The sequence below is a fragment of the Eubacterium sp. 1001713B170207_170306_E7 genome, assembly GCF_015547515.1.
In the GTDB taxonomy this organism is placed as follows: Bacteria; Bacillota; Clostridia; order Eubacteriales; family Eubacteriaceae; genus Eubacterium.
On the sequence record NZ_JADMVE010000006.1, the window covers coordinates 63,270 to 80,602 of the forward strand.

Sequence of the window (17,333 nt, forward strand, 5' to 3'; positions counted from 1 at the left end):
GGGGCTGCCTTTATGGAAAAAGAAAAAAGAACCAGACGGACGGGCAGGCGGGTTGCGCTGGATATTTTGTTTGCGGCTCTGATTGTTTTTCTGATTGTGGCCTCCTTTGTTGATTTTTCAAAGCGGGTGCGCTCCTCGGTCCATGAGAATGCCGAGCAGACCTTGCGTGAGATGAACCAGGAGGGCGCGCTGCTTCTGGAAACCCAGGTCCAACGGGATTTTGAGTTTCTCCACAGCCTGGCGGCCATTATGGTGGCGGACGGCTCTGTGGACAACCCGGAAATGGTGATCCGCAATCTGGGGCTGGGGCGTGACAACTATTCCTTTGACCGTATGTCCTATATTAAGGCGGACGGCATGGCCTACACTTCGGCCGGAGAGGCGCTGGACCAGAGCGGCTGCGATTATTTTAAGCGGGCCATGACGGGAGAAAACGCGGTGTCGGGGATTCTGTTTTTTGAGCAGACTGGCAAAGACGGCTTTGCGGTGGCCGTGCCGGTGTACAGGGACGGCGCCATCATTGGTGTGCTGTCGGGCTCCTATCTGACGGAGACCTTTAGCAACGTGGTAAATATGGAGGTCTACGGCGGCCAGAGCATTACCTACGTGGTGCAGCCGGACGGCAGCTATATCCTGAAGCCGGCGAACAATGAGGTGGATGTTAAAAAGTGGTCAACCGACGGCGATTCTAAACGGTCTGTCCGTGAGAAGATGGACCGGGGCGAGTCGGGCTATGCCTCCTTTGAGGGCGAGGGCGGAACCTGGCGTTTCTGCTATGTGCCCACCACCATCAACGACTGGTATGTGGTGACGGTTGTGCCGGACCGGGTGATCATGAAGCAGGCGGATTACATTAACCAGATGGCCCTGATCCTCGGCGCTAAAATCGGCCTGGCGCTGGTGTTCACAGGCGTTTACCTTGCTGTGAACCACCGGAGAAACGAGCGCAGGGAGCAGGAGCGTCAGGAGCGCTCCCAAATGGACAACGCGCGCTACCGGGTGCTGCTTGAAAATATGGACGCGCTGTTCTTTGAGTGGGATCTGCAGGACAATACCCTGACCTGCTCCCAGGGCTGGCAGGAGCAGATGGGTTACACGCCCCGGCTCGACGATATCGAGAACGGCGGCATTGTGGACACGCCGGAATCTCTGTCCTTTATCGGCTTTCTGGAAAGCGTGCGTGGCGGCCTGGAGCACGGCGAGGAGGAATACCAGGTGCTGAGGGCAGACACCAGCACCTACTGGTGCCGGGTGCGCCTGACAGGCATTAAGGACCATCAGGGCCGGGTGCGCCGGATCATGGGCCTGATCGAGGATATTGACGCCCGGAAAAAGCGTGAGGCTCAGCTCGTGAACCAGGCGAGCCGGGATTCGCTGACCAATCTCTATAATAAAAAGGCCACCGAGGAACAGATTACCTTTATTCTGAAAAACGAGCAGCGGGAGACTTACTGCCACGGGTTTTTCCTGCTGGACATTGACGATTTCAAGGCGATCAACGACACCTACGGCCACAGTGTGGGCGACCAGGTGCTCCGGGACCTTGCGGACTGCCTGCTGCGCCTGTTCCGGAGTACGGATGTGGTGGGACGTATCGGCGGCGACGAGTTCGCCATTTTTCTGCGAAACGCCGGCGCCCGTGAGGATATCCTGAAACGGGCCCGGGAGCTGATCGCAGAATTTCGCCGGATTCCAGTGAGCGGTGAGCAGTATGTGAGCTGCAGCCTGGGCGTGGTGATCGCTGAGCGCGGCGAAAAAGACTTCAAGAGCCTGTACAGCCACGCGGACGCGGCCATGTACGAGGCCAAGCGCAAGGGCAAAAACCAGTACGCGGTCTATGAGACGAACGAATAAGCACAGGAAATGAGGAGCCGGCAGTGCCGGCTCCTTTTTCGGGATTTCGGGAGGCCCGGCGTGGAAATTTTTGAAAAGAATTGGAATTGAACGGGCTGAAGTGCTACAATAGAGGTTGAAACACACATCCATCAAAAAAACGGATAAACCGATGTGTGATAAAGGAGAGACTTATGCAGTTTGAACGGAAACTCCAGCTCGCCACGGACTTGTACCAGATGAGTATGGGCAACGTTTATGTTGAGGACGGCAAGCAGGATGAAATGGCTGTCTTTGATGTTTTTATCAGAAATAACCCCTTCAGCGGCGGTTACACTGTGGCCGCCGGCCTGGAGCAGGTCATCGAATATATAGAGGGACTGGCCTTTGAGGAAGCGGATGTCCAGCTTCTTAAAAAGAACCACCCGGAATTTTCAGATAAGTTTATCAACTATCTGCGTCATTTTAAATTTACCGGAGAGCTCTACGCCCTGCCGGAGGGCACGATTTTCTTCCCCTTTGAGCCCATTATAAGGGTCAAGGCGCCGCTGGTGCAGGCGCAGCTGGTGGAGACCACAATCCTGAGCATCATCAACCACCAGACCCTCATCGCCACCAAGGCCTCCCGCATTGTGGAGGAAGCCCGCGGCGGCGCGGTCATGGAGTTTGGCCTGCGCCGGGCCCACGGCACCGAGGCCGGCTATTTCGGGGCGCGCGCCGCGGTTATCGGCGGCTGTGTGGGCACCTCGGTGGTGGAAACTGAGGCCATGCTGGACCGCCCCTCCATGGGCACCATGTCCCACAGCTTTATTCTCAGCTACGACACAGAGCTGGAGGCCTTTGAGAAGTTTGTCAAATACAATCCCCAGAACGCCACCCTGCTGGTGGACACCTACAACACCCTGGAGCAGGGAGTGCCCAATGCCATCAAGGTCTTTAAAAAAGCGCTGGCCGAGGGCGGTATTACCGGAAAATACGGTATCCGGATCGACTCGGGCGACCTGGCTTACCTGACGGCCGAAGCCCGCAAGCTGCTGGACGCGGCCGGACTTCAGGACGCGTCCATCTGCGCCTCCTCCGACCTGGACGAATACCTGATCAAGGACCTGAAGCTCCAGGGCGCCAAAATCGACTCCTGGGGCATTGGCACCAAGCTCATCACGGCCTATGATTGCCCGGCCCTGGGCGGGGTATATAAACTGGCGGAAATCGACGGCAAGCCCAAGCTCAAGGTCTCCAACGATCCCTGGAAAATCACCAATCCGGGCTATAAGAAAATTTACCGGATTTACGGCCGGAGCAACAACATGGCGCTGGCCGACCTGATGACCCTGGAATCCGAGACCATTGACGAAAGCCAGCCCCTCACCATCTTTCACCCCATGCACACCTGGAAAAAGCGCACCATCACGGATTATTACGTGAAGGAGCTGCTGGTACCGGTGTTTGTGGACGGGAAATGCGTGTATGAAAAGCCGTCCATCCGTCAAATCCACGACCGGCTGGTCCAGGAAAAGGAAACCCTGTGGCCGACCTTTAAGCGTATGGTGAACCCCCACGTGTACCACGTGGATCTCTCCCAGCCGCTCTGGGATATGAAGCAGCAGCTGCTGAGCGAGGCAGAATAAAAAAATACAGTAGGTTGATCTTATGAAAACAGAACTATTTAGAACGGACAGTCCCCTGCTCGGGGCCGTCCATCTGACCAAGGCCGGAGAACTGATTGCCATGGGAGAAACCGTGGTGTTTCCGACCGAAACGGTGTACGGTCTGGGGGCCAATGCCCTGGACGAAAACGCCGTGAAAAAAATCTTTGAAGCGAAAGGACGCCCCGCGGATAATCCGCTCATCGTGCACATTGCCGACCGGGCCGACCTGAAAAAACTGGTGACGGAGGTGCCAGAAAAGGCCGAAAAGCTCATGGACGCCTTCTGGCCCGGCCCCCTCACGCTGATCATGCATAAAAGCGGCGAGGTGCCGGAAATTGTGACCGCGGGACTGGACACCGTGGCGGTGCGCTTTCCCTCCAACCGGATTGCCCAGGGGCTGATCAAGTCGGCGGGGGTACCCATTGCCGCGCCCAGCGCCAATATTTCCGGACGGCCCAGCCCGACCAAAAGCGAGCATGTGATCGAGGATATGATGGGCCGGGTATCGGCCATCATCGTCTCGGAGGATACGGACGTGGGCCTGGAGTCCACCGTAGTGGACACCACCACCGAGCCGCCGACCGTGCTGCGTCCGGGCGGCGTGACTGTGGCGGAGCTGGAGTCTGTCATCGGCAGGGTGCAGGTATCGCCCAACGCCATCGAGAACGTGATCCCGGAAAAGGCCAAATCGCCGGGCATGAAGTACACCCATTACTCGCCAAAGGGTGATCTGGTCATCGTGAAGGGCACAGACGCCGAAAAGGTGGAGAAAATCAACCGCCATATCAAGAAGCACGAGGAAATGAAAATCGGCATTCTGGCAACCGATGAGACCATGGGCAATTACCATTCTGGCATCATCATTTCGCTGGGTAGCCGTGAGGACCCGGAGGAGATGAGCCACAACCTTTTCGCCCGGCTGCGCACCTTTGACGACCTGGGCATTGAGAAAATCTACGCCGAGGACATCGAGGTGGGCAACGATACCCTGGCGCTGGCCAACCGGCTGTACAAGGCCGGCGGCTACCATTTTATATGAAACAGAAAAGCAACCCGTACCGCTGCGGTACGGGTTGCTTTTTGATGCATTATTTTCACAAAGTTTCTCTATGTTTACTATCGTTAAAATTGGGAAAGTATGTTATAATAAATAAAAACGAATCGGAGGGAACTCAAATGAAATTAGCTATTGGATCGGATCACGGCGGTTTTGAGCTGAAACAGGTGGTGATGGCATTGCTTCGCGAGGAAGGCATCGACTATACGGACATGGGCCCTGAAACAGCGGAATCAGTGGATTATCCGGTATATGGACAGAAGGTTGCCGAAGCCGTGGCAGGCGGCGGGTATGACCGCGGGATTGCGATCTGCGGCACCGGCGTGGGCATCTCCATCGCGGTGAACAAGGTTCCCGGTATCCGCGGCTCACTCTGCACCAACGAATACATGGCTGAGATGACCAGACGCCACAACGACTCCAACGTGCTGGTGCTGGGCGGCCGTGTTCTGGGCGACGACCTGGCAAAGAACATTGTCAAGACCTGGCTGCACACCGAGTTTGAGGGCGGCCGCCACCAGCGCCGCATCGACATGATCGGCGACATTGAGAAAAAATACGATAAATAAGACCATCAGGCCTCCTAAAATCCCTTTTCAGGATTTCGGGAGGCTTTTTCTATGCCCTGGAATCAGAATTTCTAATGGAAAACCAGCGGTGTTTGTGTTATAATCTGATATTAAGTATACCATTTATAAAGCACTAAATACTGCTGAGAAGAGCGGTGTTTATTTTGAAGGAGAGCAAATTGATCATTAGTGTAATAGGCGCAGGAGTCCTGGGACTGGCGTACGCGGCTTCCTTTGCCCGCGGCGGGCATCGGGTTTACTGCACCGACATGGATGAAGAAATTGTCAATGCCGTGAAGGAAGGCGAATTTCCCGGCTACGAATCTGGACTGGAGCGGGTGGTGGCCGAGGCTGAGGCGACGGGAAATCTGGAGTTTACCGGCCATCTGCGCAAGGTTATCAAGGAGTCGGAGGTTATTTTCATTACCTGTGAGGTTCCCGAGGATGACGAGCACATGCCCAGCCTGCGGTTTGTAAAGGCCATTGCCCAGAGCATCGGCAGCCAGATGGAGTCGCCCAAGATTGTGGTGTTAAAATCCAGCGTGCCGCCGGGCTCGTCGGTGGTGATCGAGGAAACCATTCAGAAGGCCCTCGACGAGCGGGAGGAGGCCATTCGTTTTGATGTGGTGTCCTCGCCGTCCTTTGCCAAGCCCGGCAGCTTTTTGAAGGACATTGAGCGGCCCCGGTTTGTGGCCATCGGCGCGGATAACGAGGAGGCCCGTGAGAAGATACGCCGTCTGTACCGTGAGACGGGTATTGTGATGAACAAAATCATCGACGCCTCCCCGGCAGAGGTGGAGATGGCTGACTACGCCATCAGCGGCCTGATCGCGGTGAAAACCGCCTACATCAATGAGCTGGCCATGCTGTGCGAGAAGCTGGACATCGACGTGGACATGACCACCAAGATCATGGGCAGGGATTCCCGGATTTCGCCCCAGCTGATGGATCCGGGCCCGGGCTACGGCGGCAGTATTCTGCCGAAAACGGCCCGCGCCATGGTGCGCATCGCTCAGGAGGCGGACGAGACCGCCGAGGTTCTCAGTGGGGCCATCACGGCCAATGAGTGCCAAAAGCAGAAATGTGTGGCGAAAATTGAGAACATCATGGGCGGCGTGGCTGGAAAGACCATCGGGATTCTGGGGCTGGCCCCGGATTTTGGTACCGACGACCTCCGGGAAGCGCCGTCGCTGGACATTATCAGGAGCCTGGTGGAAAAGGAGGCCAGCCTGCGGATTTACAATCCCGACGGCTACCAGCAGGCTAAGTGGCGCCTGTTTAAGGAAAAGGACGCCATCACCTTTTGCGAGGACATCTACGGAGCGGCGGAGGATGCCGACGCCCTGGTGGTGCTGACCAAGTGGCCGAACACCCGGGCCACTGACGAAAACCAGTTGAAGGAAAAAATGAAGGGCGATATACTCATCGACCTGCAGAACCTTTTTGTCAAGCGCAGGGAGGTTCGGCAGCTCTTTAAATACTATGGATTAGGGATGCATTAAGCATTGCAGGAGGAATTATGAAAGTAAAAAAAGCGGTCATTCCGGCAGCGGGTCTGGGCACCCGTTTTCTGCCAGTCACCAAGTCTGTGCCAAAGGAAATGCTGCCCATTGTGGACAAGCCGACAATTCAGTACATCATCGAGGAGATTGTGGACTCCGGTATTCAGGAAATCCTGATCATCACCGGGCGGAACAAGGACATTATCACCAACCACTTTGACAATGTGCCGGAGCTGGAGTTTAATCTGCAGATGAAGGGCAAAACCGAGGAGCTCAAGATGATCGAGGACATTACCAATATGGCCCGCATCTTTACCGTGCGCCAGAAGGAGGCCAAGGGCCTGGGCCACGCGGTGCTCTGCGCCAAGGAATTTGTGGGTGACGAGCCCTTTGCGGTGGTGCTGGGGGACGACATTGTCTACAACCCGGAAAAGCCGGCCCTGAAGCAGATGATCGAGGTCTTTAACGAGTACCAGGCCTCTGTGATCGGCGTGCAGACTGTGCCGGATGACCAGGTGGACAAATACGGCATTGTCTCGGGCAAGCCGGTGACCGGGGATATTTTTGAGGTGGACAATATGGTTGAAAAGCCGGCCATCGGCACGGCGCCGTCCAACCTGGCCATTTTGGGGCGCTATATCATCACGCCGGCCATCTTCGACATTCTGGAAAACACCGGAAAGGGTGCCGGCGGCGAGATACAGCTGACCGACGGCCTGAAAACCCTGGGCGAAAAACAGCGGATTCTGGCCTATGACTTTAAGGGCCGCCGCTACGACGTAGGCGACAAGCTGGGCTTTCTGGAGGCCACAGTGGAGTACGGCCTGCGCACACCGGGGCTTGAGGAACGTTTTACCGAATACCTGAAAAATTATTTTCATCAGCATTAACGAGCAGCGTAATGGGGACGCGCAATCCGGAGCGGGGGCTTAGGCCGCCCGCCGGAGCGGTGTGTTCCCTGTTGTTTTTTGTGGAAATTTTATAGAAGTTTTACAGAAATTGCCACGCATTTGTGTTGAGTCAAACCGTTATTTCGGGTATAATAGATTTATGTAACCGAAATCAATGACTATAAATCATATAAGGAGGAACACAATGGGCTACAAAGAAGTATATCAACTATGGAAAGATTATCCGGAGCTGAACGCGGATTTGCGTGCAGAGCTTGAAGCAATGACCGACGAGGGTGAGATCGAGGACCGTTTTTATCAGGATCTGGAGTTCGGCACGGGCGGCATGCGCGGTAAGATCGGCGCGGGCATTAACCGGATGAACGTTTATATTGTGGCAAAGGCGACCTATGGCCTGGGCAGATACCTGCTGGGGGCCGACCCCAAGAATGCGGAAAAGGGTGTCGCCATCGCCTTTGACTCCAGAAATAAATCGGCTGAGTTCGCCCAGACCGCGGCCCGTGTGCTGGCGGCCATGGGCGTTCAGGCCTACCTGTTTGAAAGCCTGAGACCCACACCGGTGCTGTCCTTTACGGTACGCCACGTGGGCGCTGCGGGCGGGATCGTCATCACGGCCTCCCACAACCCCAAGGAATACAACGGCTATAAGGTTTACGGCTCCGACGGCGGACAGATGGTCTCCCCGGCGGCCGATGAGCTGGTGGCTGAAATTGAAAAGATTGACAACTACTTTGATATTCCGCTGGCCAACATGCAGACCGCTGTGGCAGACGGCATGATCCAGATCATCGGTAAGGAAGTGGATGACGCTTACGCCGCTGCGGTCGAAGCGGTGGCAAAGGCCAATCCGGGCAGTGACTTAAAGGTGATCTACACCCCGATCCACGGCAGCGGCAACGTGCCGGTGCGCCGGGTGCTGGACGATCTGGGCTATAAGAACGTGACCGTGGTGGCCGAGCAGGAACAGCCGGACGGCAGCTTCCCGACCGTGTCCTACCCCAATCCGGAGGAACGCTCTGTGTTTAACATTGCCATGGAAATGCCTGAAGCGCAGGATGTGGACATCATCATCGGCACCGACCCGGACTGCGACCGTGTGGGCGTGGTCGGACGCAACGCCGAGGGCGAGTTCGTGGTCTTTACCGGGAACCAGACCGGCGCGCTGCTGGTGGACTATTTCCTCAAAACCCGCACGGAGCTGCCCGACAACAAGGTGGTCATCAAGACCATTGTCACCAGCGAGCTGGGCGGCATCGTGGCCAAAGCGAACGGCGCCGAGGTGGTGGATGTGCTCACCGGCTTTAAATACATCGGCGAACACATGACCGAATATGAAAAGACTGGCGAAAAGACCTTTGCCTTTGGCTATGAGGAAAGCTACGGCTACCTGGCCGGCGGCTATGCCCGTGACAAGGACGCAGTGCTGGCCTCCGCGCTGGTCTGCGAGATGGCCGACTACTATAAGAAACAGGGCATGACCCTGTACGACGCGCTGGAAGGACTGTACCAGAAATTTGGCTATTTCATCGAGGGGATCCAGTCCATGACCCTGGAGGGCATTGAGGGCAAGAAGCAGATCGCCAGCATCATGGAAAAATTCCGCGCCGGCCATTTCGACGCCTTTGCCGACGAAAAGCTGGTGACCTACAACGACTACCAGTCAAAGGAAAGCCTGGAGGTGGCAACGGGCCAGAAAACCGCCATCGACCTGCCAAAATCCAATGTGCTTAAATTTGTCTTTAACGAAAATTCCTGGTACGCCCTGAGACCTTCAGGCACTGAGCCGAAGCTGAAGGTTTACTACTCGGTTACGGGCAAGAGCCGTGAGCGGGCCGAGGAAAAAATGGAAATTCTGAAAAAGGCAGTGAATGAAATCATCGAGGGTTAAGCCCTGACAGAATAAGGCGTCTGCGGACAGAACAGCCCCCGAAATCCTGAAAAGACGGTTTTCGGGATTTCGGGCGGCTTTTTACAAATGAGGAGTAAAAAATGAAATATGAAATTATCGGCGACACCCTGCCAGTCGTAGAGCTTGTGCTGGACCGGGGCGAGCAGATTTATACCGAATCCGGGGGCATGTCCTGGATGGACCCCTGCTTTGAAATGGAAACCAGCACCCGGGGCGGGGCGTTAAAGGCCATCAAGCGCAGCTTCAGCGGCAACTCGATGTTTCTGACCACCTATACCTGCCAGGCGGACAAGGGGCGGATCGCTTTTTCAGCCTCCTTCCCGGGCAATATCCGCGCGGTGCACCTGGAGGCCGGACAGTCCATTATCTGCGCCAAGACGGCTTTTCTGGCGGCGGAGGAATCGGTGGATTTCTCTATTTTCTTTAAGAAGAGCGTTAAAACCGGGGTTTTTGGCGGCGCGGGTTTTATTCTCCAGAAGCTCACCGGGCCGGGCCTTGTGTTCCTGGAGCTCAATGGCACCACGGTCGAGTACACACTGGATCCGGGACAGCAGCTGAACGTGGATCAGGGACACATCGCGGTCTTTGAGGAAAAGGTCAGCTTTGACGTGACCCAGGTAAAGGGCGCAAAAAATATCCTGTTCAGCGGCGAGGGGCTGTTCTTTGCCACGCTGACCGGGCCGGGCCGGGTCGTGCTCCAGAGCATGCCGGTGGACAAGCTGGCCAAAGCGCTGATCCCCTACATGCCCACCACTACCAGCACCTGAGACTGAAACGGACAAGAATCCACCCACCTATGCGGAGTGGATTCTTTTGTTTTTATGCCATTGGTGTGGTAAAATAAAGTAAATGAAGGAAAGGAAAAGTGTGCGGAAATGAGAGAAATGGTGGTTATAGGAACAGGCCTTGCGGCCAGAGTGATCGCGGACGCGCTCACAGAGCCGGATTACGCCCTGGTCGGTTTTTTGTATACGGGCGACGCGCCGCCGGAGGATTTCCCCTATCCGGTGCTGGGAAAGTTTGATGAGGCGGAGAACTTTGCGGCCGACGGCCGCAGCTTTATTGTCGCGGAGGAAAATTTAAAGGCGCGGGAGGCCCTGATGAATGCCCTTCCATTGCTTGATTTTCAGCCTGTGATCCATCCGGCCGCCTATGTGGCCAGGAACGTGCGGGTGGGGCCCTGCGCCTATATCGGGGCCGGAGCCATCGTGGGGACGGACGCGATTATCAGCGGGTGCACCTATATCGGCGAGGGGGCCATCGTCGGCGCCACGTCCCAGATCGCCCCTTACTGCCAGATACAGTCCCGGGTGAACATCGGCAGCGGGGTGCTGGTGGAGCCACGCTGCTTTATCGGCCAAAGCGCCACCCTTAAGGATAACATTACCATCGCCGGAGGCACGGTGATTCAAACCGGTGAGATTGTGGTAAAAGATATGGTGATGAAAATGGTGTACAAGCGCGGAGCCTGGATTTATAAGGAAAACGGCATCCCCGAAAAATAAAGGCTAGAGGGGAGAAGGGCAGCGTGTTATGAAAAAGAAGCAGACAGAAAGCGAAAAGCTGGTGGTCAGCGCCTGTCTGGCCGGGGAGGCCTGCCGGTATGACGGGCGGGACAACCTGGTGCCAGAGCTTAAAGCACTGGTGGCAGCCGGAAAAGCGGTGGCCATTTGCCCCGAATGTCTGGGCGGGCTGGAAATTCCCCGAAAACCCTGTGAAATTAGGGTAGTCAAAGGGGAACGAAAAGTGTATAATGTAAAAAATGAAGATTTAACGAACGCCTTTGAAAAAGGGGCGGAAAAAGCGTTATCCCTTGCCAGGGACGCGGGCGCGCGGCTGGCGGTGCTCAAGGCAAAGAGCCCTTCCTGCGGCTGCGGACGCGTCTATGACGGCAGCTTCCATAAACAGCTGGTGCCTGGAAACGGCATAACAGCGGAGCTGTTCCTGCAAAACGGCCTGAGGGTCATGACAGAGCAGGAGTGGCTGACGCAAAAATCTAAGGAGGAATCCAATATGGAGAAAAAGATTAATTTAGGCATTGTATTTGGTGGACAGTCTGGCGAACATGAGGTATCACGCGCCTCGGCCTGCAATGTCATTGAAGTGGTTGACAAAGAAAAATATGATATTACCCTGATCGGCATCACCAAGGACGGTGACTGGAAGGTCTACACTGGGGACTATAAAAAAATTAAGGACGGCTCCTGGGAGCAGGATACAGACAAAATCCACGCGGATTTTTCCATCTTCCACGATCCCATTATCCAGGATGTGGACGTGTTCTTCCCGGTTCTGCACGGGCCCATGGGCGAGGACGGCACCATTCAGGGCCTCTTTGAGCTCATGAACAAGCCTTACGTGGGCTGCGGGGTGCTGGCCTCCGCCGCGGGCATGGACAAGGTCGCTTCTAAAATGCTTTTTGAGAGCGCCGGCATTCCGGTTGGCCCTTACGTTTACTTTAAACGCAGAGACTGGGAAAAGGACCCGGACAGCATCATCGACGACATCGCCGGACGCGGTTTCCCGGTGTTCATCAAGCCCTCCAATATGGGCTCCAGCGTGGGCATCAGCAAGGCGCATAATAAGGAAGAGTTCATCGACGGCGTCAACGAAGCGCTCCGCTACGATAACAAAATCGTGGTCGAAGGCTTCCTGAACGCCCGCGAGATCGAGTGCGCGGTTCTGGAGGAAAACGGCGAGATCAAAGCTGCGGTTCCGGGCGAGGTGGTGGCCTCCAAGGAATTCTACGATTATGAGGCCAAGTACAGCGACCAGCAGGACTCCAAAATCGTGATTCCGGCCCAGATCAGCGACGCGCTGCTCGACAAAATCCGGAAATACGCCATCAAGGCCTTTGAGGTGATTGATGGCAGCGGCCTGAGCCGGGTGGATTTCTTTGTGACCCGCGCGACCTACAACATTTATATCAATGAAATCAACACCATGCCGGGCTTTACCGATATCAGCATGTACTCCAAAATGTGGGAAAACATGGGCGTTTCCTACACCGAGCTGGTGGAAAAGCTGATCCAGGGCGCTTCGGTTAAGCGTGTCAACAACTAATGGCCGATTATTTAAGAAAGTCCTTGAAAAATAAAGCCATAAATGATTTAATAGAGACACTAAAGTTTTAATAAGTGTACAAAGCGCGAAGCAAGGTGCCTCCGGGCAGTGGCTTCCTGCTGTGCAGCAGCCTGAAAAGTTTATAACGATTCGGAGGTGATTGTTGTGACAGATGATGAAAGAAAAAAAGTATGGCTTTCGATTACTGGAATCGTGAGCGATCAGCACCGTAATGAGGATAAGATGGAGTTTTCAACCGAAGGCGATATGTATAAGGAAAAAAACATCTCTTGTCTGACCTATAAAGAATCCGAGGTCTCGGGCATGGAGGGCACCACCACCACCGTGAAGGTGGAGGGCGGCAAAATCTCTGTGATCCGTCTGGGCTCGGTGAACTCCCTCATGGAATTTGAAGAGGGCAAACGCAATGTGACGCTTTATTCCACGCCCTACGGCGACATCGCCATGGGTATCTTTACCAAAGGGGTGAACATCGCCTACAACGACCGGAAGGACCCGGTCAATGTCAAGGTCGATTACGCCATCGAGGTTGAGGGCATGACCAACACGGAAAATACGCTGGACATTCGCATCAGTAATTATAAAAACTAGGTTGAAAAAGGGCGAACGAGGTTCGCCCTTTTAGTTGAAAGAGGAAAGTGGAATATTTTTGGAGGATACTATGTATATCAGAGAAAAAATCGAAAACCAAATAAAGGGGCTCATCCGTCAATCACTGGACGCGGCCATGGACGCCGGCGACTTTTCCGTCGAGGTCATGCCAGAGATCTATCTGGAGGTGCCCCGTGAGAAGGAACACGGCGAGTACGCCACCAACATCGCCATGCAGCTGCCAAAGCAGGCCCATAAGCCCCCCCGTGTGATTGCGGAGAGCATCGTGCGCCACATGAACATTGACAGCTCCTACGTGGAGGTGGTCGAGATTGCCGGACCGGGCTTTATCAATTTCAAGCTTAAAGCCGACTGGGTGTATGAGGTGCTGCTGGAAATCGAAGCCATGCAGGAAAACTATGGCAAAACCCAGGGCAATGCCGGCAAAAAATACAACCTGGAGTTTATATCCGCCAATCCCACAGGCCCGATGCACATGGGCAACGCCCGGGGCGGTGCCATCGGCGATATCCTGGCCTCCATCGCGGCGTGGACCGGCTACGATGTGACCCGCGAGTTTTACGTCAACGACGCCGGCAACCAGATCGCCAAGTTTGGCGACTCCTTAGACGCGCGATTCCGTCAGCTCATGGGCGAGGATATTCCCTTTCCGGAGGACGGCTACCAGGGCGACGACATCCGTGTGCACATGGAAGAATTCATCGACCGGGAGGGCGGCGCCGGGGCCTGTCAAAAATATCTGGCCATGGACGAAACCGAACGCAAGGGTCTTTTTGTAGACTACGCCCTTGAAAAAAACCTGAAAAAAATGCATGCCGACCTTGAAAAGTACGGTATCCACTATGATATCTGGTTCTCGGAGCAGAGCCTGTACGACCAGGGCGCCATTGAATCGGCCCTGAAGATTTTACAGGACAGCGGCGCGGTCTATGAAAAGGAAGGGGCCCTCTGGTTTACTACCAGCGAGTTCGGCTGCGAAAAGGACGACGTCCTGGTTCGCCAGAACGGCCTGCCCACCTACTTCATGGGCGATATCGCCTATCACCTGAACAAGTTTAAGACCCGCGGCTTTGACCGCTGTATCAACGTCTGGGGGGCAGACCACCACGGCCACATCGCCCGCCTGAAGGCCGCCATGCAGGCCGCCGGTGTGAACCCGGACCACCTGGAAATTGTCATCATGCAGCTGGTGCGCCTCATGCGCGACGGCGAGATCGCCCGTATGTCCAAGCGCAAGGGCGAGATGATCACCCTGACCGACCTCATCGAGGAGGTTGGCCGCGACGCTGCCCGTTTCCTGTTCAATATGCGCTCACCGGACAGCCATCTGGATTTCGACCTGGATCTGGCCATCGAGCAGTCCAACGAGAACCCGGTGTTCTATGTCCAGTACGCCCACGCCCGCATCTGCAGCATTCTGCGCCAGATGGAGGCGGACGGAAATACCGAGGGCCCGGCCAACCTGACCCTGCTCCGGGAAAAGGAAGAGCTGACCCTGCTGGATATGCTGTCGAATCTGCCCAACGAGATCATCGTGGCTGAGGAAAAGATGGACCCGAGCCGGATCACCCACTACGCCATGGATCTGGCCTCGGCCTTCCACAGCTTCTACAACGCCTGCCGCGTGCGCGTGGACGATGCCCCGCTCATGAAAGCCCGCCTGGCCCTGATCAAGGGCACCAAGCAGGTGCTGGCCAATGTGCTGGAAATTCTGGGCATTGACGCGCCGGAAAGAATGTAATGGCAACACAGTTTGACCGAACGGCCCTTGTCCTTGGCGACGAGGGCCTTAAAAAGTTGCAGCGGGCCCGGGTGATCCTGTTCGGCTTGGGGGGCGTGGGCTCCTTTACGGCCGAGGCCCTGATCCGGGCCGGAGTGGGCAGCCTGACCCTGGTGGACAAGGACGTGGTGGACCTTACAAACCTCAACCGCCAGCTCATCGCCCTGCACTCCACCATCGGCCGTGTGAAGGTGGAGGTGGCCGCCGAGCGGCTGAGGGACATCAACCCGGCGGCGGCGATCACCCCGCTGCACCAGTGCTTTCTGCCGGAGAACGCCGGGGATTTCGCGCTGGAAACCTATGACTACGTCATCGATGCCATCGACATGGTCACTGCCAAGCTGGCCCTGATCTGTGCGTGTCAGGAAAAGGGGATTCCCATTATTTCCAGCATGGGCACGGGCAACAAGCTGGACCCCTCCTGTTTTGAGATCACGGATATTTACAAAACCTCGGTCTGCCCCCTGGCAAAGGTTATGCGCCGGGAGCTGAAGGCCCGGGGCATCAAAAAGCTGAAGGTGCTCTACTCAAAGGAAGTGCCTGCCCTGAAATGCACCCCGCCGGGCAGCGTGAGCTTTGTGCCCTCAGTGGCCGGGCTGATGATCGCCGGGGAGTGTATTCAGGATTTGATAAGAGTTTAGAAATAGCAAGCCGTACCGCCGCGATACGGCTTGAGTGCTGTCAAAGGATCTGTGAAAATTGCCGCTGTCCGTGGATTAAAAACACCTTCTCTCGGTAAAAATGACAATCTTTGAAAGTCATTTTTAATGTCGAACCAGGTGTTGTTTAATCCACGGACAGCTTTGTTTTTTGCAATCCATTGTCTGGGAACGAGGGACGCAGTGATGGTGACGGCAGTCTTTTTTATATGCCTGTTTAAGGGATAGATTACACATCACAAGAGCCAAAGCCCGCAAATACCGTCTTCCCCGTCTGGCCTGTTTTGCTTTAGTATGGTGTGATTTCTGTCGAAAAAGCAGCGCAGCCGGTTTCGGGTTAATGGTTGATCGGTGCAGTGTCTAAAGAAGATACCAGCTTCTTCAAATAGAACTTCTTGAAAACCGATCTTTCCATTGACCTGAAATCGGACTAAGTCGCTTTTGAGATCAGCATGAACGCCATACTAAAGCAAGTTAAGGACAGACATTGTGGGGATTTGTGGGCGGCCCTGAAGAACTCTTTTCCATTTTCCAATCTCATTTATTAATTATTCATTAATTCGTATTGGCGGCGGTGAAGGTTTTTCCGATTTATGGTATAATAGAGCCACAAAAGTCCCGGCGGGACAACAGAATGGAGGCGTGAAATGGCAAAGAGCAGTAAGGTGGATGCCTATTTATTTTGCATGAACTGTGATAAGGAAACCGAGCATGAGATTGATTATCAGGATGGGCAGATTCATAAGATAACCTGTAAGAACTGTGGCATCGGCATTCAGATTAACCAGGAATATGTCAAAGAACACTACAAAGATGATTTTATTTCCCGGGTTATGTCAAAGCCAAAGCGGATGACGCGGGAGATGGAGGCCGACCTTAACGGCTTCTTGCGTTCACTGCCCTACCGTGTGATTACCAAGCCCTACCGGGTATATAAGGAGTTCTCGGAGGAGGATGAAATCCGCTGAGAATTTGATGTGAATGCCTTTAATTTTGTAAAAATTGGTATGTGCTAAACCCGTGAATTGGGGTTTGAAAATGCAGCTATTTTTACTTAATTAAACAAGTTGGGCGTATTCTTGAAAATTCGGAAAAACCGTAAATTTGCATAGGATTACATGAATTTTTGTTCAGCGATTCTCTATGCAAATCTTTTAGAATGTGATAAGATTCAGCTATCGGGAGCACTGTTTTTAAGCGGATAAAAAAGGCAGGGCGGCCCGGAGCGTTTAAATGAAAATTATGACAAACATTCGTGGAGGTAACCCTATGAATCCCTTTCGAGTCGGACTCGGTTATGATGTGCATCAGCTGGCGGAGGGCCGGAAGCTGATCCTCGGCGGCGTGGAGATCGCGTTTCCCAGAGGTTTGCTGGGCCATTCGGATGCCGATGTGCTGGTCCATGCCATTATGGACGCCATGCTGGGGGCTCTGGCCCTGGGCGACATTGGAAAATGGTTCCCGGATACGGATGAGAAATATAAGGGCGCGGACAGCATCGGCCTGCTGGCGGAGGTGGGCGCGCTCATTGACGAAAAAGGCTACGCGGTTGGCAACATCGACGCCATCATCGTGGCCCAGGCCCCAAAGTGTGCCCCCTACATCGACGCCATGCGTGAGAACATCGCGGCGGGGCTGGGGATCGGCCGGGACCAGGTCAGCGTGAAGGCAACCACGGAGGAAAAGCTCGGCTTTACCGGGCGGCAGGAGGGCATTGCCTCCAAGGCCGTGGTGCTGCTGGTAAAAAAATAAAAAACAGAGTGGAGAG

15 protein-coding genes and 1 pseudogene are annotated in these 17,333 nt (G+C 54.9%); all 16 read left to right on the top strand.

Annotated elements, in window-relative coordinates:
• The first annotated feature begins 12 nt into the window (after positions 1-12).
• On the top strand, positions 13-1,854 hold the full coding sequence (locus I2B62_RS14855; RefSeq protein WP_195269857.1) for a diguanylate cyclase: 1,842 nt from the start codon (positions 13-15) through the stop codon (positions 1,852-1,854).
• Between the two features lie 173 nt (positions 1,855-2,027).
• Positions 2,028-3,461, top strand: a complete 1,434-nt coding sequence (locus tag I2B62_RS14860; RefSeq protein ID WP_195269858.1) for a nicotinate phosphoribosyltransferase — start codon at positions 2,028-2,030, stop codon at positions 3,459-3,461.
• A 22-nt stretch (positions 3,462-3,483) separates the two neighbouring features.
• Positions 3,484-4,521 (top strand): L-threonylcarbamoyladenylate synthase, encoded by a 1,038-nt coding sequence (locus I2B62_RS14865; protein ID WP_195269859.1) that lies wholly within the window; start codon positions 3,484-3,486, stop codon positions 4,519-4,521.
• A 137-nt stretch (positions 4,522-4,658) separates the two neighbouring features.
• Positions 4,659-5,108, top strand: coding sequence for a ribose 5-phosphate isomerase B (gene rpiB / locus I2B62_RS14870; protein ID WP_195269860.1), 450 nt, complete (start codon positions 4,659-4,661; stop codon positions 5,106-5,108).
• Positions 5,109-5,287: 179 nt separating this feature from the next.
• Positions 5,288-6,610 carry a nucleotide sugar dehydrogenase gene (locus tag I2B62_RS14875; RefSeq protein WP_195269861.1) on the top strand — a complete coding sequence of 441 codons (1,323 nt, stop codon included), beginning with the start codon at positions 5,288-5,290 and terminating at the stop codon, positions 6,608-6,610.
• A 17-nt stretch (positions 6,611-6,627) separates the two neighbouring features.
• Positions 6,628-7,500, top strand: coding sequence for a UTP--glucose-1-phosphate uridylyltransferase GalU (gene galU / locus I2B62_RS14880; RefSeq protein ID WP_195269862.1), 873 nt, complete (start codon positions 6,628-6,630; stop codon positions 7,498-7,500).
• Between the two features lie 205 nt (positions 7,501-7,705).
• Positions 7,706-9,409, top strand: a complete 1,704-nt coding sequence (locus tag I2B62_RS14885; RefSeq protein WP_195269863.1) for a phospho-sugar mutase — start codon at positions 7,706-7,708, stop codon at positions 9,407-9,409.
• 101 nt (positions 9,410-9,510) lie between these two features.
• Positions 9,511-10,197, top strand: coding sequence for a TIGR00266 family protein (locus tag I2B62_RS14890; RefSeq protein WP_195269864.1), 687 nt, complete (start codon positions 9,511-9,513; stop codon positions 10,195-10,197).
• A gap of 108 nt (positions 10,198-10,305) precedes the next feature.
• On the top strand, positions 10,306-10,935 hold the full coding sequence (locus I2B62_RS14895) for a hypothetical protein (RefSeq protein WP_195269865.1): 630 nt from the start codon (positions 10,306-10,308) through the stop codon (positions 10,933-10,935).
• Between the two features lie 28 nt (positions 10,936-10,963).
• Positions 10,964-11,398: pseudogene (locus I2B62_RS20530) on the top strand (DUF523 domain-containing protein); the annotation flags it as partial.
• Between the two features lie 45 nt (positions 11,399-11,443).
• The gene (locus I2B62_RS14900; protein ID WP_243259564.1) at positions 11,444-12,493 is read left to right on the top strand and encodes a D-alanine--D-alanine ligase family protein; all 1,050 of its coding nucleotides are present in this window, start codon (positions 11,444-11,446) and stop codon (positions 12,491-12,493) included.
• Between the two features lie 165 nt (positions 12,494-12,658).
• Positions 12,659-13,105, top strand: a complete 447-nt coding sequence (locus tag I2B62_RS14905) for a DUF1934 domain-containing protein (protein WP_133968305.1) — start codon at positions 12,659-12,661, stop codon at positions 13,103-13,105.
• A gap of 70 nt (positions 13,106-13,175) precedes the next feature.
• Positions 13,176-14,867 carry an arginine--tRNA ligase gene (argS, locus tag I2B62_RS14910; RefSeq protein ID WP_195269867.1) on the top strand — a complete coding sequence of 564 codons (1,692 nt, stop codon included), beginning with the start codon at positions 13,176-13,178 and terminating at the stop codon, positions 14,865-14,867.
• Positions 14,867-15,547 carry a tRNA threonylcarbamoyladenosine dehydratase gene (locus tag I2B62_RS14915; RefSeq protein ID WP_195269868.1) on the top strand — a complete coding sequence of 227 codons (681 nt, stop codon included), beginning with the start codon at positions 14,867-14,869 and terminating at the stop codon, positions 15,545-15,547. The genes argS and I2B62_RS14915 overlap by 1 nt, the downstream gene beginning before the upstream one ends.
• 665 nt (positions 15,548-16,212) lie before the next feature.
• Entirely contained in the window at positions 16,213-16,533 is a 321-nt protein-coding gene (locus I2B62_RS14920) for a bh protein (RefSeq protein ID WP_195269869.1), read from the top strand.
• A gap of 301 nt (positions 16,534-16,834) precedes the next feature.
• Complete coding sequence (gene ispF / locus I2B62_RS14925) at positions 16,835-17,317, top strand: 2-C-methyl-D-erythritol 2,4-cyclodiphosphate synthase (protein ID WP_195269870.1); 483 nt, start codon at positions 16,835-16,837, stop codon at positions 17,315-17,317.
• Positions 17,318-17,333: the final 16 nt, after the last annotated feature.

Coding starts and splice junctions, on each gene's coding strand:
- I2B62_RS14860 (WP_195269858.1), top strand. CDS start 2,028: ATGCAGTTTGAACGGAAACTCCAGCTCGCCACGGACTTGTACCAGATG.
- I2B62_RS14900 (WP_243259564.1), top strand. CDS start 11,444: ATGGAGAAAAAGATTAATTTAGGCATTGTATTTGGTGGACAGTCTGGC.
- I2B62_RS14890 (WP_195269864.1), top strand. CDS start 9,511: ATGAAATATGAAATTATCGGCGACACCCTGCCAGTCGTAGAGCTTGTG.
- ispF (WP_195269870.1), top strand. CDS start 16,835: ATGAATCCCTTTCGAGTCGGACTCGGTTATGATGTGCATCAGCTGGCG.
- I2B62_RS14885 (WP_195269863.1), top strand. CDS start 7,706: ATGGGCTACAAAGAAGTATATCAACTATGGAAAGATTATCCGGAGCTG.
- I2B62_RS14895 (WP_195269865.1), top strand. CDS start 10,306: ATGAGAGAAATGGTGGTTATAGGAACAGGCCTTGCGGCCAGAGTGATC.
- I2B62_RS14855 (WP_195269857.1), top strand. CDS start 13: ATGGAAAAAGAAAAAAGAACCAGACGGACGGGCAGGCGGGTTGCGCTG.
- rpiB (WP_195269860.1), top strand. CDS start 4,659: ATGAAATTAGCTATTGGATCGGATCACGGCGGTTTTGAGCTGAAACAG.
- galU (WP_195269862.1), top strand. CDS start 6,628: ATGAAAGTAAAAAAAGCGGTCATTCCGGCAGCGGGTCTGGGCACCCGT.
- I2B62_RS14920 (WP_195269869.1), top strand. CDS start 16,213: ATGGCAAAGAGCAGTAAGGTGGATGCCTATTTATTTTGCATGAACTGT.
- I2B62_RS14865 (WP_195269859.1), top strand. CDS start 3,484: ATGAAAACAGAACTATTTAGAACGGACAGTCCCCTGCTCGGGGCCGTC.
- I2B62_RS14915 (WP_195269868.1), top strand. CDS start 14,867: ATGGCAACACAGTTTGACCGAACGGCCCTTGTCCTTGGCGACGAGGGC.
- argS (WP_195269867.1), top strand. CDS start 13,176: ATGTATATCAGAGAAAAAATCGAAAACCAAATAAAGGGGCTCATCCGT.